The following is a 24,963-nucleotide window of genomic DNA, read 5'->3' on the forward strand; positions in this document are numbered from 1 at the left end:
TCAGGGTCTATTGAAATAACGGTACGTTGAGCGCATGGCGCAGCAGCTGCGCCTTGTCATGCGTCGGATTGCGTTGCAGGAGCGCGTTTAGCGCCTGCTGGCACGCCGGGATATCGCCCAGCCCCAGATGGCCCAGCGCGGTAATGAACAGGCAGTGCTGCTGGTGTTTCTCCTGCGCGGGTGTATCCAGTACGACCAGATCCGGTAACGATACGGCGAAGAAATCGACGTCGGGAACCTTGTCACGCTGCGTCTCCACCCATTGCAGGAAACTCTGGAAAAGAAGGTTCGCTTCAGTGCAGTCACCTGACGCTTTCAGCGCCATCCCCTGCCAGAAGAGATAATCCACCGGCTGGTCATTGTAGTAACGTCCCGCGTCCAACGAGCTGCCTCCGCGAGTCGCGCGGGTGAAATAGCGCTGCGCCTCATCATGATGACCTTGCTGGCGCGCGCAATAGCCCAGCAAATACCAGATGTCATTATCCGTTTGTCCCGGTAAACGCCCCTCGCCGAGATTGTGCGGATAGTGCAACGCCTGCTGAAGCAAAACGGTGGCGTTTTGCGGCTCGCCACGGCGAATAGCCTCCAGCGCCTGATGGATCTGATTCAGTAAATATTGCCCGGTGGCTTTGCCCTCCCCGCCTTCCCAGGGGTGAAAAACACGTTCGCGCAACACCCCGGCGGCCGCTTCGTAGCGACCGAGGCTATTCCATACGCTAAGCAATTCCACGGTCAGATCGTCGCGATGGAAAACAATCTCTTTGCTGGCCTCCAGCCGTTGTAAACGCGCCTCGGCTGGCGCTGCCATCAGTTTGTTCAGATAATCCAGCTCAAACAGGAAGCGGGCATTCTTCGGCTCCAGCGCAACCGCCTGAGACAGGTATTTCAGCGCTTTCTGCGCATCGTGCTGTTTGTTCCAGGCGTAAATCCCCAGCAGCCGATGCACCGGCGCGAAATTCGGTTCCTGCTCCAGCGTAAACTGCCAGCAATTCACCGCCTCTTCATAACAACGCTTGCTGTACCAGAAACAACCCAGCAGATAGCGAGCGAAGGCGCAATCCGACAGCGTTTGCAGCATTTGCACTTCGTCGAGCGTGTTGGGAAAACGAACGCGGTTGTGCAAACAGTCGCGAGACTGCGCAATAAACGGTTGCGGATCATCACTCAGCGACGCGCGCCACAGCATGGGCAGCGTCTCCTGGCTGTCGAGCAGCGTCAGCACCGCGCGGGCAGCCTCTTTTTGCCCGCAAGAGACCAGCCAGCCCGCCAGCTCGCAGGCGTTGGCGCCACGGCGCCCGGTAATGGCGATAAGCGCCTCTTTCGCCGCCTCATCCTGACGGATAGCCCAGCGCGCATAATGCAGGGTGTAACTCAGCGGGTACTCAATAAGCTGCTGTGAAATATACGCCAGCGCTTCGGTTGTGCGCCCGAGTCCGGCCAGAGCCAGTGCTTTCAGCCCCATCGCCAGATTATTGCTGCCATTAAAGCGCAAACTCAGATTCACTTTCTCCAGCGCATCGGCGTAATCATTCCGCTTCATGGCGATTCGCGCCAGCGACCAGAAAGCCGCGTCACGACAGTTGCCGCTCCAGCTGGCTTTATAGTAGTGCTCACGGGCGAGGTCGTCCTTGCCCTGGCGTTCCAGCGCGGCGGCCAGCAGCATACTCGCCTCCCCATCACGCGGATTTTTATTGAGCTTATGCGCCCGCTGTAAGGCAGACTGCGCACAGCGCTCTGCCTGCGCCCAGTCCGCACGATTCAGCGCCAGCGTACCCAGCGCGACATTGTTGCGATAGTCATGCGGGTCCACGTCCAGCGCTCGCTGGTAATACTCTTCTGCATAGCGGCTGGCATGGTTGTACTGCTCCAGATGCTGACCAATAAAATAGAGCTCATCAGTACTGGACAGCGCCTCTGGCAGTTCGGGCGCGCAGGCCGCTTTCGGCAACGGCAAGTCCTCCGCGATATGCTCCTCATACGCCAGCAGTGTGACGCCATCACGACGGGCAACGGTCATTTTCACCCGCGCGTGGCCCGCGTCAGAAAGATCGGCGCGCCAGCTCTGACCGGGTTCCAGCGTGAGTGTTTTTTCAAAGAACGGTTGCCCCTGGGCACAAAGCGTTACCTGAACGTCATGTAGCGGCGCAACGGCATAAACGCCGGATGAAAGCTGGTTCCCTTCTCGCTCAAGGCGCAGCGCAAGCTGCGTACTGGCGTTTTGCACCATGCCCAGTTCACTGTAGGGCAGGAAATTTTGCACGAAGACTTTCTCTTCATACGGCGCAAGCCAGGTAAAATCAGGCTGGTTGTCGGTGAAGACCCCGGTCATGAGTTCAATGTACGGGCCGTTGTCATCGGTCAGGTTGCGATCCCAGGCCACGCCAAAATCACCGTATCCCCACGTCCACTGTTTTTTACCCGGCGAAATATGGTGGTCGGCCACATGCAGCAGTCCCCCTCGTTCGCCATGATGCCAGGCGCCGACAAAATCATAATCTGACTTTTCAGCCATATAAGAGGTCGGCACCGGTACATTTTTATAACGCGAGATATCCACGCCGGCGGAGTAGTCCACTTTGTAATAAGTGCCCGTCGCGATCGGAAAGGCGGAGACATCCCGTTTACCGTGGTCATATACGGCAGTAACGTCCGGCGGGAAGACGCTCTGGTGGTCGTCTCCGCCTTTCACCGCCGGGTTCGCCCACCACAAAAAATGGCGCGGCGTAGCGTTGCCGTTAAAGACTTTTCCGGTGATTTCAATTAATGCCCGATCGGGGTACAGCGTAAATCCGGTCATCACCTGCAAGCCGCGCATAGGTTCCACTTCCCCCATCCACACGGTTTGTTCTCCGCGTTCGCCCTGCTGACAGGTAAAATCCACTGGCATAAATGTGGTTGGACGGTGATGCTGCGGCCAGTTAAATTCAATCCCACCAGAGATCCACGGCCCCAGCAGCCCGACCAGCGCGGGTTTCACCACTTCGTTGTAGTAAACAAAATCACGCTGCTGCACTTTGTCATACGCGCGATGAATACGTCCGCCCAGCTCCGGCAGCAGCATGATGCGAATAAAATCATTCTCCATCCAGACTGCCTGATACTCGCGCATTTCACGTTCACCGGTCAGCGTATCGATGACGCCATAAGGATAAACCGCGCCTGAAGACCCCTGATAAACCCGCTTTTCCAGGAACATCGGGTTCGGATCTTCTTCGCCGGTTGTCCACGTAGGGAGTGAGAGTGTTTCCTGCCAGACCTTAACTGAACCGTACATGTCATTCTCCACTAAACAAACAAAAGTAAAATTTCACCTTACCGCTATTCTGGGGCAGATAACTGGCGTTAAAATACGCAATGCTCACGCAATATAGTTAAGGGAGTTAAGTGTATGCAGCGTACGGGGTTCAATAACGCCCGGGTCAGGCAAGCCAACAAGCAGATCTTTCTGTCGCACCTGTGGCGTGAAAAACAGCTCAGTAAATCCCGGCTGGCGCAGCTCAGCGGCCTGTCGATTCCGGCGGTCAGCAATATTCTGGAGGAGTTGATCGATGAGGGAAGAATTTGCCATTCCCGGGAGACGTTAAGCCAACGAGGGCTGAGTAGCGGCAGCTATCACCTGCCCGAACAGGGAGACTGGACGCTGTGCATGAACGTGACGCCCACCAGCATCACCAGCCAGCTGGCAGATGCGCGTCTGGTCGCCGTGGGCGACTGGCGCCATGCGGAGATCAATGCCGGTTCGCCAAAAGCCTTGCTGACCGCGCTTGCCGCGCACTGGCGGGAATATCGTCAGCGCTATCCCGGCGTGACCATCAATCTGGCATTAGGCGTTCACGGTCAGGTCGATCCCATTACCGGGGCGTCAAAAACCATGCCGCAGGCACCGTGGAAAACCCCGGTTGAGATTAAATATTTGCTGGAGGAGATGCTCGGCGTACAGGTGCGGTTAGACAATGACTGCGTGATGCTGGCGCTGGCGGAGAAGTGGCAAAACCCAGCGGCAAACCGCGATTTCTGCGTCATTAACGTCGATTACGGGATTGGTTCCTCCTTCGTCATCAACGACAACATCTGGCGCGGCAGTTTGTATGGCAGCGGTCAGATCGGACATACCATCGTCAACCCGGACGGGGTGGCCTGTGATTGCGGCCGCTACGGCTGTCTGGAAACCGTGGCCTCGCTCAGCGCGCTTAAAAAACAGGCCCGACGGTGGATGAAAACGCAGCCCACGGCGGATTGCGACCCAGAAACTATCACCATCGATCAACTGATTACCGCCTGGCAACAGGGCGATGTCCGCATCCAGGCCTGGGTGGAACACGCCGCCAGCGCGATTGGCCTGAGTTTATATAACTTTCTGAATATCCTGAATATTAACCAAATCTGGATTTATGGCCGCAGTTGCGCCTTTGGCGAAAGCTGGCTGAATACGCTGGTGCAGCAAACGGGGTTTAATCCCTTTGATCATGGCGATAACCCGCAGGCAAGATCCACCCGGATCGGCTTTGGCACACTCAGTCGTTCGCAACAGTTGATGGGGATCGGCTATCTGTACGTCGAATCACAGCTAAACGCGCTCTGAGTATAAGTCCGACACCCAGCGATGAAAGGAGATCCGCTTGTCGAACGAAAAACCACCGGCGTGGTATTAAAATTATTCATATAACCGGGTATCAAAGTCGCGCCTGGATTCGCCCACACGGCATGACCCGGAAATAAAAAAGGCTTCCCGCAGGAAGCCTTTTTCACGATGCCAGGCGTATCGCTTACGCGTAAACCGGGAAGCGTGCGCAGATGTCCAGCACTTTGCCTTTGATGCGCTCGATAACCGCCTCATCGTTGATGTTGTCCAGCACATCGCACATCCAGCCAGCCAGCTCTTTGGCTTCTGCTTCTTTAAAGCCGCGACGCGTAATGGCCGGAGAACCGATACGGATACCGGAAGTAACAAACGGGCTCTTCGGATCGTTCGGCACGCTGTTTTTGTTAACGGTGATGTTGGCACGACCCAGCGCGGCGTCAGCTTCTTTACCGGTCAGGTTTTTGTCCACCAGATCCAGCAGGAACAGGTGGTTCTCCGTACCGCCGGAAACCACTTTGTAGCCACGGTTCAGGAACACTTCCACCATCGCTTTGGCGTTTTTGGCAACCTGCTGCTGGTAGACTTTGAACTCCGGTTCCATCGCTTCTTTCAGCGCCACCGCTTTACCGGCGATCACATGCATCAGCGGGCCACCCTGAGCACTAGGGAAAACAGCAGAGTTCAGTTTTTTGTACAACTCTTCGTCACCGCCTTTCGCCAGGATCAGGCCGCCGCGCGGACCCGCCAGGGTTTTGTGCGTGGTGGTGGTCACAACGTGTGCATGCGGAACCGGGTTCGGATAAACGCCTGCGGCGATAAGACCCGCGACGTGCGCCATATCAACAAACAGGTACGCGCCAATGCTGTCGGCAATTTCACGCATTTTTGCCCAGTCAACGACGCCGGAATAAGCAGAGAAGCCGCCGATGATCATCTTCGGTTTGTGAGTCTGAGCCAGCTTCGCCATCTCTTCGTAGTCAATTTTACCGGACTCATCGATGCCGTAAGGCACGATGTTGTACAGTTTACCGGAGAAGTTTACCGGAGAACCGTGAGTCAGGTGGCCACCTTGCGCCAGGTTCATACCCAGAACGGTGTCGCCCGGTTGCAGCAACGCAGTGTAGACCGCGAAGTTAGCCTGAGAACCAGAGTGCGGCTGAACGTTGGCGTAGTCTGCGCCAAACAGTTCTTTCGCGCGGTCAATCGCCAGTTGCTCAACGACATCCACATATTCGCAACCGCCGTAGTAGCGCTTGCCCGGATATCCTTCAGCATATTTGTTGGTCAGCTGAGACCCCTGCGCCTGCATCACGCGCGGGCTGGTGTAGTTTTCGGAGGCGATCAGTTCGATGTGCTCTTCCTGACGTACTTTTTCCTGCTCCATAGCCTGCCACAGTTCGGCATCATAATCGGCAATGTTCATTTCACGCTTTAACATCCGCATCTCCTGACTCAGCTAACGATAAATTTTTGGCCTAAAAAGGCAATCCCGTGGGACAACGGCCAACAGTATAACCGAATCATTCTGCGATAACAGGTCTTGACAAAGGATTTTACGCAAACGATTACCTTCATGCTGTACAAGGCTTTGTCGAATGAAGACCTTACGAATTTCAACGGATTTCTTTTCAGGTTTGTGATGCAGATTTTTCACGTTGTAACGTTAAAAACGCAAAGTTACAAAGAACCATTTACAATACAGGGTTATTTTTTATAAGATGTATTTGACATACATCATTAAAGTCTCAGATAAAGGAAGACAGTATGCTTGACGCTCAAACCATCGCCACAGTAAAAGCCACCATTCCCCTGCTGGTTGAAACCGGTCCAAAACTGACCGCCCATTTCTACGATCGCATGTTTACCCACAACCCTGAACTCAAAGAAATTTTTAACATGAGTAACCAGCGAAATGGCGATCAACGTGAAGCGCTGTTTAACGCCATCGCGGCCTATGCCAGCAATATCGAAAACCTGCCTGCGCTGCTGCCTGCGGTAGAAAAAATCGCCCAGAAGCACACCAGTTTCCAGATCAAACCAGAACAGTACAACATCGTTGGTGGCCACCTGCTGGCAACGCTGGACGAAATGTTCAGCCCAGGCCAGGAAGTGCTGGATGCCTGGGGTAAAGCGTATGGCGTTCTGGCCAATGTCTTTATCAATCGCGAAGCGCAAATCTACAGCGAAAACGCCAGCAAGAATGGCGGCTGGGAAGGCACTCGTCCGTTCCGCATCGTTGCGAAAACGCCGCGCAGCGCCCTGATTACCAGCTTTGAATTTGAACCGGTCGATGGCGGCCCGGTCGCAGAATATCATCCGGGTCAATACCTGGGGGTCTGGCTGAAACCGGAAGGCTTCCCGCATCAGGAGATCCGTCAGTATTCCCTGACCCGCAAGCCGGATGGTAAAGGTTATCGCATCGCAGTTAAGCGTGAAGATGGCGGTCAGGTTTCCAGTTGGCTGCACAACCACGCAAGCGTCGGCGATATCGTCCACTTAGCCGCTCCGGCTGGTGATTTCTTCATGGATGTCGCAACGGATACGCCTGTTTCTCTGATTTCCGCAGGCGTCGGCCAGACTCCGATGCTGGCTATGCTGGATACGCTGACCAAAGCCAACCACACCGCGCAGGTGAACTGGTTCCACGCGGCGGAAAACGGCGACGTGCATGCGTTCGCAGATGAAGTGAGCGAGCTGGGTAAAACCCTGCCGCGCTTTACCGCACATACCTGGTATCGCGAACCGACAGAAGCCGATCGTGCGAATGGCGCGTTCGACAGCACAGGTCTGATGGATTTAAACAAACTGGAAAGTGCGATCAGCGATCCGGCAATGCAGTTTTATCTGTGCGGTCCGGTCGGCTTCATGCAGTTTGCTGCGAAGCAGCTGACAGGGCTGGGCGTGAAAAGCGAAAACATTCATTACGAATGCTTCGGCCCACATAAAGTGCTGTAATTAAGTCATGCCTGATGGCGCTGCACTTATCAGGCCTACGGGATTTTGTAGGCCGGATAAGGTGTTTACACCGCCATCCGGCAAGCACGACGCGGCTTAAATTGCCGCGTCGTCTTCTTCACCGGTACGAATACGAATCACGCGCGCAACGTCAAAGACGAAAATTTTACCGTCACCGATTTTCCCCGTCTGCGCGGTGCGAATAATGGTGTCAACGCAGGTATCCACGATATCGTCGGTCACCACGATTTCAATTTTCACCTTCGGCAGAAAATCCACCATATATTCCGCGCCACGGTACAGCTCGGTATGGCCTTTCTGACGCCCAAAGCCTTTCACTTCAGTAACCGTCATACCGGTAATGCCTACCTCAGCCAGCGCTTCACGGACGTCGTCCAGCTTGAAGGGTTTAATAATCGCATCAATCTTTTTCATGCTATTCCTTGAAAAGGTCGCCTGTCTTTTAATCTGATAAACGTAACATAATTCACGCTACTTTACGGCATGAAAACTACTCTTTGAAATCGTTTGCATCCAACTCATGGCGCGAGAGCAGCTTATAAAATTCCGTCCGGTTACGTCCTGCCATTCTCGCCGCATGGGTGACATTCCCTTTGGTGATTTGCAGCAGTTTACGCAAGTAGTTAAGCTCAAACTGATTACGCGCCTCAACAAACGTCGGCAGCGCCGTATTTTCGCCTTCCAGCGCCTGCTCCACCAGCGCGTCGCTGATGACCGGCGAGGAAGTTAACGCCACGCACTGCTCAATAACGTTCACCAACTGACGCACGTTTCCCGGCCAGCTTGCGGTCATCAGACGCTTCATCGCATCCGTTGAAAACGCCCGCACAAACGGTTTATGCCGCTCTGCTGACTGGCGCAGAAGATGATTCGCCAGCAGCGGAATATCTTCCGTACGCTCCGCCAGCGTCGGGATCTTCAGACTCACCACGTTCAGACGGTAATATAAGTCTTCGCGAAATTCACCACGCGCCATCGCCTTAGGCAGATCGCGGTGCGTTGCGGAGATAATGCGCACATCAATATCGATATCGCGATTGCTGCCAAGCGGTCTGACTTTGCGCTCTTGCAGAACGCGCAGCAGCTTAACCTGTAACGGCGCGGGCATATCGCCGATTTCGTCAAGAAACAGCGTGCCGCCTTCCGCCGCCTGAAATAACCCTTCACGGTTGCTGACCGCGCCGGTAAACGCCCCGCGCGCGTGGCCAAACAGTTCGGACTCCAGTAGCTGTTCCGGCAGCGCGCCGCAGTTAATGGCGATGAAAGGTTTACTGCTGCGCGGGCTGGCGTTATGGATAGCCTGCGCGAAAATCTCTTTCCCGGTGCCGCTTTGCCCGTTAATCAGCACGCTGACATCCGATTGCGCCACCATCCGCGCCTGTTCCAGCAAGCGTATCATCAACGGACTGCGCGTAACGATTGATTCGCGCCAGCTGTCGTCCATTGCCGGCGCCGATTGTTCAAGCGCGTCATCAATGGCCTGATACAGCGCATCTTTATCGACCGGTTTGGTCAGAAAGCTAAACACGCCTTTTTGCGTCGCCGCCACCGCATCAGGAATGGAGCCGTGTGCGGTCAAAATGATGACGGGCATACCAGGCTGGACTTTCTGGATTTCCGTGAACAGCTGCATGCCATCCATTTCATCCATTCGCAGATCGCTAATGACCAGATCCACTTTTTCGCGATTCAGTACGCGCAGCCCTTCCTGACCGCTTTCCGCCGTCACGACGCTGTAGCCTTCGCTGGTCAGGCGCATCCCAAGCAGTTTCAACAGCCCCGGGTCATCGTCCACGAGCAGCAGATGTGCCGGTTTGCGGCTTATCATGGCGTTACCTCATCTTGTGGCAGTGCGGAAGATGCGCCGTCGTCAGGCGCTGCGGGTTTGTCATTTCCGTGTGTCGCGTCAGGATTGTAGTTGCCTGCGGGTTTGCGCGTGGAGAGCTGACGCTCAATATCAGTCAGATTCTCCAGCTTGCGCGTCGTGAGATCGAGCTGCGCCTGTAAGTGCTGATGCTGCTGACGCAACGTATCAAGCTCGCTATCCGACGCTTGCTGGAGTTTACTGTAACGCTGGCGCTCTTCGGCAAGCTGTAACTGTAGCGCCTGGCCGTCGCGCCAGAGCTGATAGAGCGGGCGCACCTGAGCGGGAATTTGCGCGCTTAGCGCATCGAGGCGAGTGACCATATCGCGCCGTTCAAGGGGCGTAATTTTAGCATCCGCCAGCAGAATCCCGCGTTTGAACGTGTTCTGCCAGCTGCCATCTTCCAGCGCCCGCGCTTCATTGCGTGACTGAACAGGCAACAGGCGATCGGCACAATCAATCGCCCGCAGCCAGTAAAGCGGATTGTTATCCGTCGATGGCCCTTTGAGTAACCAGATATCCGTACAGTCGGTAGAGAGATAATCCGCCAGCTGATACGGTGGAATTTTTTCCTGCGACGCATCATTTACGACATGCTTCGCGGCATGTGGCGCGCACCCCATCAGCACCAGGCAAGGCACACTCGCTAACCATCCTCTTCGGGGAAATAATCGCTTCAGAACTCGAACAAAAACGTGTGGCATACTCACCAGGCTTAGCTTCATTTTTAGTGGTTTTTCGATGCAGATAGCGGCAGTTCGATACGGAAGCAAACTTCTTGCGCATTCTCATCGACCAGATACAGTTCCCCCTGCATACGACGGATGCAGTCCCTGGCGATACTTAACCCTAATCCGCTCCCCTTCACCGCACCTTTACGCTGATGGCTTCCCTGGAAAAAGGGCTCAAAAATCATGGCTCTTTCCGCTTCCGGGATCGGCGTGCCCGTATTGATCACATCAATGTGCGCCTTTGAACCATATACATTGCTGCGAATACAAATGTTACCGGATTCAGCGCCATAGTGCACCGCATTGGAATAAAGATTGTCCAGCACGCTCATTAATAGCATCGGCTCGGCCAGACAGCTGTCGATAGCCAGCCTGACCTCGGTATGCATCATTTTAGCGCGCGCAGGCAAACTGTGAGCGGAAACCACCATATCCACCAGCGGTTCAAGCTCCACGGTTTCCATCTCAATCGCGCTGTCCGCCAGTTTCCTGTTGTAATCAAGCAGTTGCTCAATCAACTTCTGTAAGTTGCGGCTGCTATCGTCCAGAATGCCGACGACCTCTTTTTGCTCCGGCGTCAACGGCCCCACGACCTGATCGGCCAGCAGCTCTGTCCCTTCGCGCATACTGGCCAGCGGCGTTTTCAGCTCATGCGACAGGTGACGTAAAAACTGATGCCGTTGGGATTCCAGCCAGGACAGACGTTCACTCAACCAGATAATGCGCTGCCCCACCGAACGCAGCTCGCGCGGCCCGGTAAACGACACGGTATTCCCCAGAGAGCGCCCTTCTCCCAGCCGGTTAATCATCCGTTCTATCCCTTTCACCGGCCCAATGATCATCCTTGTAAAAAGCAGCACCATCGCCAGGCTGACCAGAAACAGCACCAGCGCCTGCCAGCCAAAGAATTGTCCGCGCTCTGCGATTTCCTGCTGTAACTGCTGCCCGCGCGAGAACACCACCGTGCGCGTTGCCTGCACCATTTCCGTATTGGCGTTGGCAAAAGCCTCCAGCCGCGCGGCGGCGGTAGCATCAGGGCCGCTATTTTTACACTGTAATTGTGCAAGGCCGTTCAGATCATCGCGTAGCGCCTGATAAAGTTTAGCGTCCGGCAATACTCCCGCATGCGCGTCCAGCATTTCGCTGTAGCGTTTTCGCTGGCTCTGATACACCTTTGCCAGCGTACGGTCGTCGAGCACGCAATATTGCCGGTAGCTGCGCTCCATCTCCAGCGCCACGTTGGTCATCGCTTCGCTGCGCCGGGCATCTATCAGCGTGGTGCGGTTAGTCTGCGCCGCCTGGGCGCTGAGCGCGTTGAGACTTTGCCAAGCCTGCCAGGCCAGTACCAACAAAGGCAACAGAATCAGCAGAAATGCCAGCATAACCAGTTGTCGCAAGGACCGGGGGAAAACAGACCAGCGCTTCAAGGCGTTACTCTCATCGGATAAGGATACAAGGATGCTAACCGAGGGGAACATCAGATACAACAAAGCCGGGATTAACCCGGCTTTGTTATGGAATAAGGCGGTGCCTAACTCGACGTTTCGCCCGGTGGTTGATAAAGCGACGCTATTATCAGAAGTTGGACGGCAGGCACCTTGTTGTGCGTCATTCGAAGTTTATGTAGCGCTTCCCGAAGGGGCTGACATAAGAAGGTGAATGAGCCACTGGTTGCTATTATGCAGTAAGTGTGCCAATTTTAAAAACAAATAATTAACATTATGATTTTATTTGGTTTTATAGAGAAATCATCACCGTTACAAAACGAACAAAATTTCAGCAAGGTGTCGCCATTCAGAGACACCTAAAAACAAACCTTACGCTATCTTTGTAAATCAATGAGTTAAATGTCTCCTTTTGGAGACACAGACAATCTACTGATGTCGGCATTTCCCGACACCTTTATGGTTGATGGCAGGGCAAAAAAAACTCCCTCACGGAAGCTTCCTTGCCGGATGGCGGCTTCTCCTTATCCGGCCTACGCGTATGTCCAGGCCCGATAGCGCTTTGCTTATCGGGCCATTTACGTGCGGATTAACCTAACTGCTTACGCGCATTGCGGAAAATACGCATCCACGGGCTGTCTTCACCCCAGTTTTCCGGGTGCCAGGAGTTGCTGACGGTACGGAAGACGCGCTCCGGGTGCGGCATCATAATGGTGGCGCGACCGTTCTCCGTGGTAACGGCGGTGATGCCGTTTGGCGATCCGTTCGGGTTGGCCGGGTAGTTTTCCGTAACCTTACCGAAGTTATCGACATAACGCAGCGCAACCAGACCTTTGCTTTCCAGCCCAGCCAGATGCGCATCGTCACGCACTTCAACGCGCCCTTCACCGTGGGACACCGCGACAGGCATCTGTGAGCCAACCATTCCCTGCAACAGCAGAGACGGGCTTTGGGTCACTTCCACCAAGCTGAAGCGCGCTTCAAAACGGTCAGAATGGTTACGCACAAAACGCGGCCACAGCTCGCTCCCTGGAATCAGTTCACGCAGGTTAGACATCATCTGGCAACCGTTACATACGCCAAGCGCCAGCGTCTGCGGGCGGTGGAAGAACGTTTCGAACTCGTCGCGTACGCGATTGTTGAACAGAATCGATTTCGCCCAGCCTTCACCCGCGCCCAGCACGTCACCGTAAGAGAAACCGCCACAGGCAACCAGCGCCTGGAAATTACCCAGCCCAATACGGCCAGCCAGCAGATCGCTCATATGCACATCAATCGCGTCAAAGCCCGCGCGATGGAACGCCGCCGCCATCTCAACGTGGGAGTTCACGCCCTGTTCGCGCAGTACGGCAACCTTCGGACGCGCGCCGGTAGCAATATACGGCGCGGCGATATCTTCATTGATATCGAACGACAATTTCACGTTCAGACCCGGGTCGGCATCGTTGGTTTTTGCGTCATGTTCCTGATCGGCACATTCCGGGTTGTCGCGCAGGCGCTGCATCTGCCAGGTCGTTTCCGCCCACCAGGTACGAAGCGTGGTGCGGCTTTCGCTGAAGACAACCTGCCCATTGGATTCAATCACAAAACGGTCGCCGGAAACGGCCTGACCTAAATAGTGTACGCAGTCACTCAGACCATGCTTTGCCAGCAGCGCCTCGACCGCTTCGCGATCGGCCGCCCGCACCTGAATCACTGCGCCCAGCTCTTCGTTAAACAGCGCCGCCAGACGATCGTCGCCAGATGTTGCAATATCGACCTGGATGCCGCAGTGACCGGTAAAGGCCATCTCGGCAAGCGTGACCAGCAGGCCGCCGTCGGAACGGTCGTGATACGCCAGCAGTTTACGCTGCGCCACCAGCGCCTGAATCGCATCGTAGAAGCCTTTCAACTGCGCCACATCGCGCACGTCTGCCGGTTTGTCGCCCAGTTGACGATACACCTGCGCCAGCGCCGTTGCGCCCAGCGCGTTATGCCCCTGACCCAAATCGATCAGCAGCAGCGCGTTATCTTCGGTCGAGAGCTGCGGCGTGACGGTATGACGTACATCTTCCACGCGGGCAAACGCGGAAATCACCAGCGACAGCGGCGAGGTCATTTCGCGCTGCTCGTTGCCTTCCTGCCAGCGGGTTTTCATTGACATAGAGTCTTTGCCCACCGGAATCGTCAGGCCAAGCTGCGGGCAGAGTTCTTCGCCTACCGCTTTCACCGCGTCATACAGACCGGCATCTTCACCCGGATGACCGGCCGCCGCCATCCAGTTTGCGGACAGCTTGATGCGTTTGATATCGCCAATCTGGGTCGCGGCGATGTTCGTCAGCGCTTCGCCAACGGCCAGACGGGCGGAAGCGGCAAAGTCCAGCAGCGCTACCGGCGCACGTTCGCCGATAGACATCGCTTCACCGTAGTAGCTGTCGAGGCTGGCGGTGGTCACCGCGCAGTTCGCCACCGGCACCTGCCACGGGCCGACCATCTGATCGCGCGCCACCATACCGGTCACGGTACGGTCGCCGATGGTCACCAGGAATGTTTTCTCCGCCACGGTCGGCAGATGCAGAACCCGTTTAACCGCGTCAGCAATCGTGATATCAGCACGATCCAGCGCATCGCCTTTCGCTGTCAGCGTCTGCACGTCGCGGGTCATTTTCGGCGTTTTACCCAGCAGCACGTCCAGCGGCAGATCGATCGGTTGATTATCGAAGTGACTGTCGTTCAGGGACAGATGCTGTTCTTCGGTGGCCTCACCGATCACAGCATACGGCGCGCGCTCACGCTTGCACAACTCATCAAACAGCGGCAACTGGTCGGCGGCCACGGCCAGCACATAACGCTCCTGAGACTCGTTACACCAGATTTCCAGCGGGCTCATGCCCGGCTCATCGCTGAGGATATCGCGCAGCTCAAATTTACCGCCGCGCCCGCCGTCGCTCACCAGCTCCGGCATCGCGTTGGAGAGACCGCCGGCCCCGACGTCGTGAATAAACAGGATCGGGTTGGCATCGCCTAACTGCCAGCAGCGGTCGATCACTTCCTGGCAGCGACGTTCCATTTCCGGGTTATCACGCTGTACGGAGGCAAAATCGAGATCCGCATCCGACTGACCAGAAGCCATAGAGGACGCCGCCCCGCCCCCTAGGCCAATGTTCATCGCCGGCCCACCGAGCACGATCAGCTTCGCGCCAACGACGATCTCGCCTTTCTGTACGTGATCGGCGCGGATATTGCCGATCCCGCCCGCTAGCATGATCGGCTTGTGGTAGCCGCGTAGCTCTTCGCCGTTGTGGCTGTTTACTTTTTCTTCGTAAGTACGGAAGTACCCGTTCAACGCCGGGCGACCAAATTCATTATTAAACGCCGCGCCGCCCAGCGGGCCTTCAGTCATAATGTCCAGCGCGGTAACGATACGCTCTGGTTTACCAAAATCTTCTTCCCACGGCTGTTCAAAGCCCGGAATACGCAGGTTAGACACGGAGAAGCCCACCAGACCCGCTTTTGGCTTCGCGCCGCGTCCGGTTGCGCCTTCATCACGAATCTCACCACCGGAACCGGTCGCCGCGCCCGGCCACGGCGAGATCGCCGTCGGGTGGTTATGGGTTTCCACCTTCATCAGGATATGCGCAGGCTCCTGATGGAAGTCATAGCGACCGCTCTCGTGGTCAGCAAAGTAGCGTCCCACGTCAGAACCTTCCATCACCGCCGCGTTATCTTTATAGGCAGACAACACATGATCCGGCGTGGTTTCAAAGGTGTTTTTGATCATCTTAAACAGCGACTTCGGCTGCGGTTTCCCGTCGATAACCCAGTCAGCGTTAAAAATCTTATGGCGACAGTGTTCGGAGTTTGCCTGCGCGAACATATACAGTTCGATATCGTTCGGATTGCGCCCCAGCTTCGTGAAGGCGTCTTGCAGGTAATCAATTTCGTCATCCGCCAGCGCCAGACCCAGACGCAGGTTGGCGTCAGTCAGCGCCTGACGCCCTTCACCCAGCAGATCCACACTGGCAACCGGCGCAGGCTGGTGATGAACAAACAGTTTTTCCGCATCAGATAAAGAAGAGAACACGGTCTCCATCATCCGGTCGTGCAGTTCAGCGGCAATCGTCTGCCACTGTTCAGCCGTGAGCGTAGCGGCTTCAACGTAGTATGCAACGCCTCGCTCCAGGCGGCTTACCTGTTGCAGACCGCAGTTATGGGCGATATCAGTCGCTTTGGAAGACCAGGGGGAGATGGTGCCAGGACGCGGCGTGACCAGCAGCAGCTTTCCTTCAGGGGTATGGCTGCTTAAGCTCGGCCCATATTTCAGCAAACGTGCAAGTTGCGCGTGCTCATCCTCGTTTAAGGGGGCGCTCAGGTCAGCAAAATGGACATACTCAGCGTAAATATTGTGGACCTGAAGATTGGCCGCCTGAAAACGCGCCAGCAGTTTGTTAATACGGAATGCAGACAGTGCAGGCGAACCACGCAGAATTTCCATCATAAGTCTCTCGTCTTCGAAGCGCCTGAGGCGCTTTAAGTGTGCGCAAGGGGGGAAACGGGCGACATTATAAAGAATCTGACGCCCCGACGAAACCGTTTGCGTCGAAATAAAATCGCCGCCTTTTCTTATCATACGGTGCGGCCAATCATTCTAATTAGTTGCCAACTGGCGCATTGTTGCGCAAAATGCCGCACATTCATGATGATTTTAACCCACCAAAATGACATTAGCAGGCTGAGATTACGCACGATTCAGAGAATTAACTAATTGAAAAAATTAAAGATTAATTATCTGTTCATCGGCATATTGACTCTGCTGCTGGCAGCGGCCCTCTGGCCATCAATCCCCTGGTTCGGCAAAGCCGACAATCGTATCGCCGCGATCCAATCGCGGGGAGAGTTACGCGTCTCAACAATAGAGTCGCCGCTGACCTACGCCCGCATTAACGGAAAAAAGTACGGTCTGGATTACGAACTGGCGCAGCAGTTCGCCAGCTATCTTGGCGTAAAGCTGAAAATTACCGTACGCCAGAATATCAGCCAGCTATTTGACGATTTAGATAATGGCAACGCCGATCTGCTGGCGGCAGGACTGGTTTACAACAGCGAGCGCGTGAAGAATTATCAACCCGGCCCGACCTACTATTCCGTTTCGCAACAGCTGGTTTACCGGGTAGGACAATACCGGCCTCGCACGCTGGCCACGGTGAATGAAAGCCAGCTCTCTATCGCGCCTGGGCATGTCGTGGTGAATGACTTGCAGGCGCTGAAAGAGACAAAATTTCCCGATCTGAGCTGGAAAGTCGATGACAAAAAAGGGACGGCGGCGCTGCTCAGCGAAGTCATCAGCGGCAATCTGGACTATACCATTGCCGATTCTGTCGCGATCAGCCTGTTCCAGCGCGTACATCCTGAACTGGCCGTCGCGCTGGATGTCACCGATGAGCAGCCTGTCACCTGGTTTAGCCAACTGGACGATGACAACACGCTTTCCGCTGCGCTGCTCGATTTCTTCAACGCTATTAATGAAGACGGCTCACTGGCGCGTATGGAAGAGAAGTATCTGGGGCACGGCGACGATTTTGATTATGTCGATACCCGCACCTTCCTGCGGGCCGTGGACGGCGTACTGCCCGATCTCCAGCCGTTGTTTGAAAAATACGCGCAGGAGATAGACTGGCGCCTGCTGGCCGCAATTTCCTATCAGGAGTCGCACTGGGACCCGCTGGCCACCTCCCCGACGGGCGTTCGCGGTCTGATGATGCTCACCAAAAACACCGCGCAAAGTCTGGGGCTGACGGACCGTACCGATGCAGAACAGAGCATCAGCGGCGGTGTGCGTTATATCCAGGATATGATGGGCAAAGTGCCTGAAACCGTGCCGGAAGAGGAGCGTATCTGGTTTGCGCTCGCCGCCTATAACATGGGTTATGCGCATATGCTTGATGCCCGTGCGTTGACGGTCAAGACCAGGGGCAACCCGGATAGCTGGGCCGATGTAAAACAACGGCTGCCGCTGCTCAGCCAGAAACAATATTACAGCAAGCTGACGTACGGCTATGCGCGCGGGCATGAAGCCTACGCTTATGTGGAAAATATTCGGAAGTATCAGATTAGCCTGGTCGGCTATCTGCAAGAAAAAGAGAAGCAGACGGCAGAAGCGATAAAGCTGGCGCAGGATTACCCGGCAGTGTCTCCGGCCGAGTTTGACACGGAGACATTTCCTTTCTCTTCTTTCTTATCGCAGCCGTCATCGAACTACCTGTCACACTCTCCTTCTTTGCCGTTTTCACTGAAGAAGAAAGACGAAAACTAATCTCACAGGGCTGGACGCTTTCGCGTGGCCGCCCTACAACGATTCTTGCGAAGATTTTTTTAGCGCTTTGATCTCCTGGCGACGCATGCGGAAGAAATCACTGAGCAGCGCTGCGCACTCATCGCGTAACACACCTTCGGTGATCTCTACGCGGTGGTTCATGCCCGGATGATGCAATACGTCCATCAGCGACCCTGCCGCGCCGGTTTTCGCGTCGCGAGCGCCAAATACCACCCGCCCAATGCGGCTGTGTACCATTGCTCCCGCGCACATCACGCACGGCTCCAGCGTCACGTAAAGCGTGGTATCCAGCAAACGGTAGTTCTGAAGCACCAGCCCACCCTGACGTAGCGCCATGATTTCAGCGTGCGCAGTGGGATCATGATGACCTATCGGACGGTTCCAGCCTTCGCCAATGACGCGATTGTTATGCACCAATACCGCGCCAACCGGCACTTCACGCTCATCCCAGGCGCGTTTCGCCAGCGTCAACGCATGACGCATCCAGTATTCGTGGCTAAATTCAACATCAGACAAAGGAGGCACTCCGGTAATAAAAGCGGGCGCATTATACATGGGCGCTATCGTTAACTCTATTCGAGTTGCTGGAGCTCCCCTCGCGGCGTGACGCGCCAGCGATGCTGGCAAAAATAGAGAAGCGGGTTATCCTGCTTACTGTCGCTGTAGCCGCTGTACAGACGTAACGGCGCACCAATCTGGCGTTCCAGTTGGGCGACCTTCTCGTGCCCCAGACAGCGCATAGTCAGCAGCCAGCCGCCGTAGCCACGCCGCATCTGGCTGGCGATCAGGTTCACGCGCGGCAGCCAGAGCGTATCGAAATAGACCTGTTCCACCAGCGATTGCGGAGAGCCGGTAATCAGCCAGATATCAGCGTCAGAGCTTAACAGATAGGTCGTCAGGCGCTCCTGAACAACCGGAAACGCCGTGACGTTATCGCGAAACCAGCGAACGAAATCCGCCTGATGCGCCTTGAGCCGCGCTTCACTGTGACCGAAGGTACAGCCCCATAACAGCAGGCTCATCGGCCAACGCGCTGCCCGACCTTTAATCAACAAGCCAATCCCGATAACCGGCAATAACGGCAGCACGAGCAACGCATTCAGCGGCTGGCGACGCAACAGATAACGCAGGAAACTGCCAAACATATCCTGCTGGTGCAACGTACCGTCCAAATCAAAAAATACGACACGACGCTCGTGATTAACCAAACCCTACTCCTCTGGATTGTTGAAGCCCAATAGCCGGGTTAACCGCAACCCGGCGATAATCGTTACCAGATAGACTAACAGATAGAACCTCAATTTTCCGGTAACGTTAGCGTTCTAACGCCGCCCGTAGAAATCCCTGGTGAGCGGACAATTTCGCCCTTGCATCTTCGGCATTCAGCCCGGTAAGCGCCATCAGAATGGCCGGTTTAACCTCAAAATCGGTCTGCTTAAGCAGCGCTTCGGCCTCTTCACGCATAATCCCGGTAGCCTCAACCACCATCCGGCACGCTCTGTCGACGAGCTTAACGTTGGTGGCTTTCATGTCTACCATCAGGTTCTGGTACACCTTGCCGAACTTCACCATCGCCCCGGTGGAGATCATATTGAGCACCAGTTTTTGCGCAGTACCGGATTTCAGTCGCGTCGAACCGGTTAGCGCCTCCGGCCCAACGACCGGCGAAATGGCGATGTCAGCTTCATGCGCGATGGGAGAATCGGGATTACAGGAGATAGCCACCGTGACGCAGCCCACCTGACGCGCGTATTTCAACCCGCCAATGACGTACGGCGTACGACCGGACGCCGCCAGCCCGACAACCAGATCCTGCGCGGTCACGTTAAGCGCCCGGAGATCGTCCTCCCCTAACTGCTGACTGTCTTCCGCGCCTTCCACCGCTTTCAGCAGCGCGCCGGGCCCGCCGGCAATCAGCCCGATCACCAGCCCGTGCGGTACGCCAAACGTTGGTGGGCATTCGGAGGCGTCCAGAACGCCAAGGCGTCCGCTGGTGCCTGCGCCCATATAAATAATGCGCCCTCCCGCCTTTAAGGCGTCGGCGGCGGCATCTACCGCGCGGGCAACGTCTGGCAGCGTCTCTTTTACTGCTTGCGCTACAAGCGTATCCTGTTGATTAAAACGATGAACCAGCTCAAGCGTAGGGAGTACGTCAAGATCCATAGTCTGTGGATTGCGGGTTTCTGAAACTAACGAGCCGAGATTCATTTTTGTTCCTTAGGAATTTTTAATTCATAATAACTATAATAATGGAATATTATATTCTTTCGGGCGAGGGAAAATCTTTTTATGATCCCCGTCATGTTTTTCGCCAGGAGTCCTCATGAACTGTTTGATTCGTATACGTCAGCGTTATCCGGACCTCGCACAAAGCGATAAAAAGCTTGCTGATTATATTCTTGCTCAGCCGGATGATACACGGCATCTCAGCTCACAACAGCTTGCCGTTGAGGCGGGCGTCAGTCAGTCCAGCGTGGTGAAATTCGCGCAGAAACTGGGCTTCAAAGGCTTTCCGGCACTGAAGCTGGCGATCAGCGAAGCGCTGGCCAGCAATCCAAATCCTCACTCTATTCCGGTACATAATCAGATCCGGGGCGACGATCCGATGCGGCTTGTCGGCGAAAAATTGATCGAGGAAAATGTCGCCGCAATGCACGCAACGCTCGATGTTAACAGCGAAGAGAAATTGTTCGAAAGCGTCATGATGCTGCGCAATGCCCGGCGTGTTGTCATAACCGGTATTGGCACATCGGGCCTGGTGGCGCAGAACTTCGCCTGGAAGCTGATGAAGATAGGATTCAATGTCGTCGCCGAACACGATATGCATGCGCTGTTAGCCACCGTGCAGGCGCTGGCGCCGGACGATCTCCTGCTGGCTATCTCCTATAGCGGCGAGCGCAGAGAGTTGAATATGGCGGCGGATGAAACGTTGCGGGTGGGAGGAAAGGTTCTGGCGATCACCGGCTTTACACCGAATGCCCTGCAACAACGCGCCACTCGTTGCCTGTATACGATCGCCGAAGAGCAGGCCACGCGCAGCGCCGCAATCTCCTCTACGCATGCGCAGACGATGTTGACGGATTTGCTCTTTATGGCGCTGGTACAGCAGGATTTGGGGCGCGCGCCGGAGCGTATTCGCCACAGTGAGGCCCTGGTAAAAAAACTGGTCTGAGCAAAGAATGCGCGTATAATGCCCGCCCGGTTTGTGATGTTTTGAGAGTTTCCTGATGGCCCTGTTAATCACTAAAAAGTGTATCAATTGCGATATGTGCGAGCCTGAATGCCCGAATGAGGCGATTTCAATGGGCGACAGCATTTACGAGATTAACAGCGACAAGTGCACCGAATGCGTGGGCCATTACGAAACGCCGACCTGCCAGAAGGTGTGCCCGATCCCCAATACCATTCTCAAAGACCCGGCGCATGTCGAAACGGAAGAACAGCTGTGGGATAAGTTTGTTCTGATGCATCACGCGGATAAGCTGTAACCCACCCTGATGGAATGACGCCAGGCCGGATGGCGGCGTAAACGCCTTATCCGGCCTACAAAGTCCCGAATCTAGCTTTCGATGATCACCGTCGCACAGGCGTAATGACGTTCATCCGCTAATGTCACATGCATATGCGCCACGCCCAGCCTCTCCGCCAGTTTCAACGCCTCGCCCCACAAACGCAAACGCGGTTTACCCAACTCATCGTTAAACACTTCAAACTGATTGAACGCCAGCCCGTTGCGAATGCCGGTGCCGAACGCTTTTGCCGCCGCCTCTTTTACCGCAAAACGCTTGGCGAGAAAACGCACCGGTTGCTGATGCGTTTCCCAGATAGTCCATTCGTTGTCGCTAAGCACGCGTCTTGCCAGGCGCTCTCCAGAACGGGAGATCACCGCCTCAATGCGGGCGATCTCCACAATATCCGTGCCTAACCCCAGAATCGCCATTAGCTGCGCGCTTCCAGCATCAGGCGTTTCATCTCGGAGACCGCCTCTTTCAGGCCGCTCATGACCGCCCGCCCAATAATGGCATGACCGATGTTCAGTTCATGCATTTCCGGCAGTGCGGCAATGGCCTGCACATTGTGATAGGTCAGGCCATGACCGGCGTTCACTCTCAGCCCCAGGCTTGCCGCAAACGTCGCCGCTTTGGCGATGCGCGCCAGTTCCTGCGCTTGCTCAGCATCCGTTTTGGCATCCGCATAACAGCCGGTATGGATTTCAATGTACGGTGCGCCAACGTCCGCAGCGGCTTTAATCTGTTCTTCATCGGCATCAATGAACAGCGATACCAGAATACCTGCATTTGCCAGCCGTTTGCAGGCATCACGCATTTTGTCACGCTGACCCGCGACGTCCAGCCCGCCTTCGGTGGTCACTTCCTGACGTTTTTCCGGCACCAGGCAGCAAAAATGCGGCTTCGTCTCAACGGCAATCGCCAGCATCTCTTCAGTCACCGCCATTTCCAGATTCATACGCGTATCCAGCGTCTGGCGCAAAATGCGTACATCACGGTCGGTAATATGGCGACGATCCTCGCGCAGGTGTACGGTTATACCATCCGCCCCCGCCTGCTCGGCGATAAACGCCGCCTGTACCGGGTCCGGGTAAGCAGTACCACGCGCATTACGTAAAGTGGCAATATGGTCAATGTTGACGCCTAACAGTAATTCAGCCATGACAATCCTCGTTAATCATTATTCGTATTTTCTGCCCGCCCTGGCCGTTTCGGCATAAATTGTCGAAACAGTTCCCGGCTTTTTAACGGCTTACCACCAAGATACGGCTTTAGCGCCATGCGGGTAAAGCGTTTCGCCGCGCGCAACGTATCAACATCAGGAAATTCTCGTGCATCCAGCGCTTTCAGATGCCGCCCGGTAAAGGTGCTGTTATCAATGACCACGCTGGCCATGAATCCCTTCTCTTCGCGATAGCGGTAGGTCATGGTGTCATCGACCGTCTCGCCGCTCCCTGCGCAATGCAGAAAATCCACGCCATAGCCCAGATGCCCCAGCAGGGCGAGCTCGAAACGGCGAAGCGCAGGTTCGGGCGAACCGGTCGCGCCAGCCAGCGACTGAATACAGTTCAGGTAATCAAAAAAGAGTTCAGAGAAGCGCGTTTCGTATTCCAGAACGCGGGAAAGCAGCTCGTTGATGTACAAACCGCTATAAAGCGTGATGCCGCTTAAGGGGAGCGCCAGAGAGACCGCTTCAGCGCTGCGTAAGGTTTTCACCTCGCCGCGCCCGCCAAAGCGGAGCAACAGTGGCGTAAAAGGTTGTAATGCGCCTTTCAGACTGGAACGTTTAGAGCGTGCGCCTTTGGCAACCAGACGCACGCGCCCCGACTCTTCCGTGAAGACGTCCAGCATCAGGCTGGTTTCGCTCCAGGGGCGACTATGCAGGACGAAAGCTCTCTGCCAGCCTTCCACGTAGTGCTAACTCAGAGGTCGTCTACATAACCGAGACTGCGCAGCGCACGCTCGTCATCGGCCCAGCCGGATTTCACTTTCACCCACAGTTCCAGGTGTACCGGCGCTTCGAACATTTCCTGCATGTCTTTTCGCGCTTCGATACCGATGGTCTTGATTTTGGCCCCTTTGTTGCCAATGACCATCTTCTTCTGCCCTTCGCGCTCAACGAGGATCAGGCCGTTAATATCGTAACCGCCGCGTTCGTTAGAAACGAAACGTTCAATCTCAACGGTTACGGAATACGGCAGTTCGGCACCGAGGAAACGCATCAGTTTTTCACGGATGATTTCAGACGCCATAAAGCGCTGTGAACGATCGGTGATGTAATCTTCCGAGAAGTGATGAGTCGCTTCCGGCAGGTGCTTACGCACGATACCAGCGATGGTATCCACGTTCATGCCAGTTTCCGCAGAAACAGGCACGATATCGAGGAAGTTCATCTGGCTTGCCAGGAATTGCAGATGCGGCAGCAGATCGGCTTTTTCCTGTACGTTATCCACTTTGTTAACGGCCAGAATGACCGGCGCTTTACCGTCGCGCAGTTTATTCAGCACCATCTCGTCGTCCGGCGTCCAGCGGGTGCCTTCCACGACAAAAATGACCAGCTCAACGTCGCCAATCGAGCTGCTTGCCGCCTTGTTCATCAGGCGGTTGATGGCGCGTTTTTCTTCCATATGCAGCCCCGGCGTATCAACATAGATAGCCTGGTACGCCCCTTCGGTATGGATACCAACGATACGGTGACGCGTGGTCTGCGCTTTACGGGACGTGATCGAGATCTTCTGTCCGAGCAGCTTGTTCAACAGGGTGGATTTGCCTACGTTCGGACGTCCGACGATGGCAATAAATCCGCAATAGCTTTTATCTTCGCTCATTCCAGCTCCAGTTTTTTCAGCGCCTGTTCGGCGGCAGCCTGCTCCGCCTTACGACGGCTCGAACCCGTGCCAACCACCGGTTCACTCAGGCCGCTGACCTGGCAGTGGATAGTAAATTCCTGATCGTGTGCTTCGCCGCGCACCTGCACCACCAGATAAGACGGCAGCGGGAGATGACGACCCTGCAAATATTCCTGCAAACGCGTTTTCGGATCTTTTTGTTTATCGCCCGGGCTGATTTCATTCAGGCGCGTTTGATACCAGTTAAGGATCAACTTCTCGACGGTTTGGATATCGCTGTCGAGAAAAACGCCGCCGATTAACGCTTCTACGGTATCCGCCAGAATAGATTCACGACGGTAGCCGCCGCTTTTCAGTTCACCTGGCCCTAAACGTAAGCATTCACCCAGATCAAATTCACGGGCCAATTCCGCCAGCGTATTGCCGCGCACCAGCGTGGCGCGCATACGGCTCATATCACCTTCGTCCACACGCGGGAAGCGGTGATAAAGCGCGTTGGCGATAACAAAGCTCAAAATCGAGTCGCCTAAAAATTCTAAACGCTCATTGTGTTTACTGCTGGCGCTGCGGTGGGTTAATGCCTGCTGCAACAGCTCCTGATGAGTAAAAGTGTAGCCCAGCTTCCGTTGAAGCCGATTAATTACGATGGGGTTCATGCGATACCAATAAATGAATGCGTCAACAATTCAGCACA

The 24,963-nt window shown here is 55.2% G+C and carries 20 protein-coding genes and 2 pseudogenes; 6 read left to right on the top strand and 16 right to left on the bottom strand.

From position 1 onward, the window contains the following. Window positions 1–7: 7 nt before the first annotated feature. A complete protein-coding gene (locus tag OGW17_RS21105; RefSeq protein WP_071258079.1) occupies window positions 8–3,274 on the bottom strand; it encodes a DUF5107 domain-containing protein in 3,267 nt (1,088 codons plus the stop codon). Window positions 3,275–3,388: 114 nt separating this feature from the next. Between OGW17_RS21105 and OGW17_RS21110 the strand changes: the two genes are divergently transcribed. Further along, entirely contained in the window at window positions 3,389–4,582 is a 1,194-nt protein-coding gene (locus OGW17_RS21110; protein ID WP_071258080.1) for an ROK family transcriptional regulator, read from the top strand. Window positions 4,583–4,599: 17 nt separating this feature from the next. On the opposite strand, the pseudogene OGW17_RS21115 reads toward OGW17_RS21110, so the two are convergent. Then, a pseudogene (locus tag OGW17_RS21115) lies at window positions 4,600–4,686 on the bottom strand (hypothetical protein); the annotation flags it as partial. 80 nt (window positions 4,687–4,766) lie between these two features. Continuing rightward, the gene (gene glyA / locus OGW17_RS21120) at window positions 4,767–6,020 is read right to left on the bottom strand and encodes a serine hydroxymethyltransferase (protein ID WP_049009096.1); all 1,254 of its coding nucleotides are present in this window, start codon (window positions 6,018–6,020) and stop codon (window positions 4,767–4,769) included. Window positions 6,021–6,346: 326 nt separating this feature from the next. Here glyA and hmpA point away from each other — a divergent pair, with 326 nt between their 5' ends. Then, a complete protein-coding gene (hmpA, locus tag OGW17_RS21125; RefSeq protein ID WP_012131231.1) occupies window positions 6,347–7,537 on the top strand; it encodes an NO-inducible flavohemoprotein in 1,191 nt (396 codons plus the stop codon). Between the two features lie 4 nt (window positions 7,538–7,541). Next, a pseudogene (locus OGW17_RS21695) lies at window positions 7,542–7,637 on the top strand (hypothetical protein); the annotation flags it as partial. Here OGW17_RS21695 and glnB read toward each other — a convergent pair. The 5 genes from glnB to purL all read right to left on the bottom strand — a co-directional run bounded on the left by glnB (window position 7,634) and on the right by purL (window position 16,075). Then, the gene (gene glnB, locus OGW17_RS21130) at window positions 7,634–7,972 is read right to left on the bottom strand and encodes a nitrogen regulatory protein P-II (protein ID WP_002914032.1); all 339 of its coding nucleotides are present in this window, start codon (window positions 7,970–7,972) and stop codon (window positions 7,634–7,636) included. The pseudogene OGW17_RS21695 and the gene glnB sit on opposite strands and share 4 nt — an antisense overlap. 76 nt (window positions 7,973–8,048) lie before the next feature. Next, window positions 8,049–9,383 (bottom strand): two-component system response regulator GlrR, encoded by a 1,335-nt coding sequence (glrR, locus tag OGW17_RS21135; RefSeq protein WP_024130114.1) that lies wholly within the window; start codon window positions 9,381–9,383, stop codon window positions 8,049–8,051. Next, window positions 9,383–10,126 (bottom strand): two-component system QseEF-associated lipoprotein QseG, encoded by a 744-nt coding sequence (qseG, locus tag OGW17_RS21140; RefSeq protein ID WP_071258081.1) that lies wholly within the window; start codon window positions 10,124–10,126, stop codon window positions 9,383–9,385. Before qseG ends, glrR begins: the two co-directional genes overlap by 1 nt. Window positions 10,127–10,149: 23 nt before the next feature. Continuing rightward, the gene (gene qseE, locus OGW17_RS21145; RefSeq protein ID WP_047461964.1) at window positions 10,150–11,580 is read right to left on the bottom strand and encodes a two component system sensor histidine kinase QseE/GlrK; all 1,431 of its coding nucleotides are present in this window, start codon (window positions 11,578–11,580) and stop codon (window positions 10,150–10,152) included. 607 nt (window positions 11,581–12,187) lie between these two features. Then, on the bottom strand, window positions 12,188–16,075 hold the full coding sequence (purL, locus tag OGW17_RS21150) for a phosphoribosylformylglycinamidine synthase (protein ID WP_024130111.1): 3,888 nt from the start codon (window positions 16,073–16,075) through the stop codon (window positions 12,188–12,190). A gap of 267 nt (window positions 16,076–16,342) precedes the next feature. Between purL and mltF the strand changes: the two genes are divergently transcribed. Then, complete coding sequence (gene mltF / locus OGW17_RS21155; protein WP_071258082.1) at window positions 16,343–17,890, top strand: membrane-bound lytic murein transglycosylase MltF; 1,548 nt, start codon at window positions 16,343–16,345, stop codon at window positions 17,888–17,890. 33 nt (window positions 17,891–17,923) lie between these two features. Here mltF and tadA read toward each other — a convergent pair whose 3' ends face one another. From tadA to murQ, 3 genes are all read right to left on the bottom strand, one after another. After that, window positions 17,924–18,466 (bottom strand): tRNA adenosine(34) deaminase TadA, encoded by a 543-nt coding sequence (gene tadA, locus OGW17_RS21160; protein ID WP_081353169.1) that lies wholly within the window; start codon window positions 18,464–18,466, stop codon window positions 17,924–17,926. A gap of 17 nt (window positions 18,467–18,483) precedes the next feature. Further along, window positions 18,484–19,119 carry a phosphatidylglycerophosphatase C gene (gene yfhb / locus OGW17_RS21165; protein ID WP_012131221.1) on the bottom strand — a complete coding sequence of 212 codons (636 nt, stop codon included), beginning with the start codon at window positions 19,117–19,119 and terminating at the stop codon, window positions 18,484–18,486. 106 nt (window positions 19,120–19,225) lie between these two features. After that, complete coding sequence (gene murQ / locus OGW17_RS21175; protein WP_071258083.1) at window positions 19,226–20,119, bottom strand: N-acetylmuramic acid 6-phosphate etherase; 894 nt, start codon at window positions 20,117–20,119, stop codon at window positions 19,226–19,228. 115 nt (window positions 20,120–20,234) lie between these two features. Between murQ and OGW17_RS21180 the strand changes: the two genes are divergently transcribed. After that, on the top strand, window positions 20,235–21,083 hold the full coding sequence (locus tag OGW17_RS21180; RefSeq protein ID WP_012131219.1) for a MurR/RpiR family transcriptional regulator: 849 nt from the start codon (window positions 20,235–20,237) through the stop codon (window positions 21,081–21,083). A 55-nt stretch (window positions 21,084–21,138) separates the two neighbouring features. Beyond that, on the top strand, window positions 21,139–21,399 hold the full coding sequence (gene yfhL / locus OGW17_RS21185; protein ID WP_012131218.1) for a 4Fe-4S dicluster ferredoxin YfhL: 261 nt from the start codon (window positions 21,139–21,141) through the stop codon (window positions 21,397–21,399). Between the two features lie 71 nt (window positions 21,400–21,470). Here the strand turns inward: yfhL and acpS are convergent, their stop codons facing one another. Genes acpS through rnc form a run of 5 tightly spaced genes read right to left on the bottom strand, consistent with a single transcriptional unit; the run spans window position 21,471 to window position 24,925 of the window. After that, window positions 21,471–21,851, bottom strand: coding sequence for a holo-ACP synthase (acpS, locus tag OGW17_RS21190; protein WP_049008359.1), 381 nt, complete (start codon window positions 21,849–21,851; stop codon window positions 21,471–21,473). Next, entirely contained in the window at window positions 21,851–22,582 is a 732-nt protein-coding gene (gene pdxJ / locus OGW17_RS21195; RefSeq protein ID WP_071258084.1) for a pyridoxine 5'-phosphate synthase, read from the bottom strand. Before pdxJ ends, acpS begins: the two co-directional genes overlap by 1 nt. Window positions 22,583–22,593: 11 nt before the next feature. Then, entirely contained in the window at window positions 22,594–23,331 is a 738-nt protein-coding gene (recO, locus tag OGW17_RS21200; RefSeq protein WP_024130108.1) for a DNA repair protein RecO, read from the bottom strand. Window positions 23,332–23,342: 11 nt separating this feature from the next. Beyond that, window positions 23,343–24,248, bottom strand: coding sequence for a GTPase Era (era, locus tag OGW17_RS21205; RefSeq protein ID WP_286452260.1), 906 nt, complete (start codon window positions 24,246–24,248; stop codon window positions 23,343–23,345). Then, complete coding sequence (gene rnc / locus OGW17_RS21210; protein WP_024130107.1) at window positions 24,245–24,925, bottom strand: ribonuclease III; 681 nt, start codon at window positions 24,923–24,925, stop codon at window positions 24,245–24,247. Before rnc ends, era begins: the two co-directional genes overlap by 4 nt. Window positions 24,926–24,963 lie beyond the last annotated feature (38 nt).

Source organism: Citrobacter sp. CK181 (assembly GCF_030333595.1).
GTDB classification, from domain to species: Bacteria; Pseudomonadota; Gammaproteobacteria; order Enterobacterales; family Enterobacteriaceae; genus Citrobacter_B; species Citrobacter_B koseri.

Bases quoted from the DNA above. Each gene is read 5' to 3' on its own strand.
- era (WP_286452260.1), bottom strand. From the start codon at position 24,248: ATGAGCGAAGATAAAAGCTATTGCGGATTTATTGCCATCGTCGGACGT.
- purL (WP_024130111.1), bottom strand. From the start codon at position 16,075: ATGATGGAAATTCTGCGTGGTTCGCCTGCACTGTCTGCATTCCGTATT.
- murQ (WP_071258083.1), bottom strand. From the start codon at position 20,119: ATGAATCTCGGCTCGTTAGTTTCAGAAACCCGCAATCCACAGACTATG.
- glyA (WP_049009096.1), bottom strand. From the start codon at position 6,020: ATGTTAAAGCGTGAAATGAACATTGCCGATTATGATGCCGAACTGTGG.
- acpS (WP_049008359.1), bottom strand. From the start codon at position 21,851: ATGGCGATTCTGGGGTTAGGCACGGATATTGTGGAGATCGCCCGCATT.
- yfhL (WP_012131218.1), top strand. From the start codon at position 21,139: ATGGCCCTGTTAATCACTAAAAAGTGTATCAATTGCGATATGTGCGAG.
- OGW17_RS21105 (WP_071258079.1), bottom strand. From the start codon at position 3,274: ATGTACGGTTCAGTTAAGGTCTGGCAGGAAACACTCTCACTCCCTACG.
- tadA (WP_081353169.1), bottom strand. From the start codon at position 18,466: ATGTATAATGCGCCCGCTTTTATTACCGGAGTGCCTCCTTTGTCTGAT.
- OGW17_RS21110 (WP_071258080.1), top strand. From the start codon at position 3,389: ATGCAGCGTACGGGGTTCAATAACGCCCGGGTCAGGCAAGCCAACAAG.
- hmpA (WP_012131231.1), top strand. From the start codon at position 6,347: ATGCTTGACGCTCAAACCATCGCCACAGTAAAAGCCACCATTCCCCTG.
- qseG (WP_071258081.1), bottom strand. From the start codon at position 10,126: ATGCCACACGTTTTTGTTCGAGTTCTGAAGCGATTATTTCCCCGAAGA.
- OGW17_RS21180 (WP_012131219.1), top strand. From the start codon at position 20,235: ATGAACTGTTTGATTCGTATACGTCAGCGTTATCCGGACCTCGCACAA.
- glnB (WP_002914032.1), bottom strand. From the start codon at position 7,972: ATGAAAAAGATTGATGCGATTATTAAACCCTTCAAGCTGGACGACGTC.
- pdxJ (WP_071258084.1), bottom strand. From the start codon at position 22,582: ATGGCTGAATTACTGTTAGGCGTCAACATTGACCATATTGCCACTTTA.
- rnc (WP_024130107.1), bottom strand. From the start codon at position 24,925: ATGAACCCCATCGTAATTAATCGGCTTCAACGGAAGCTGGGCTACACT.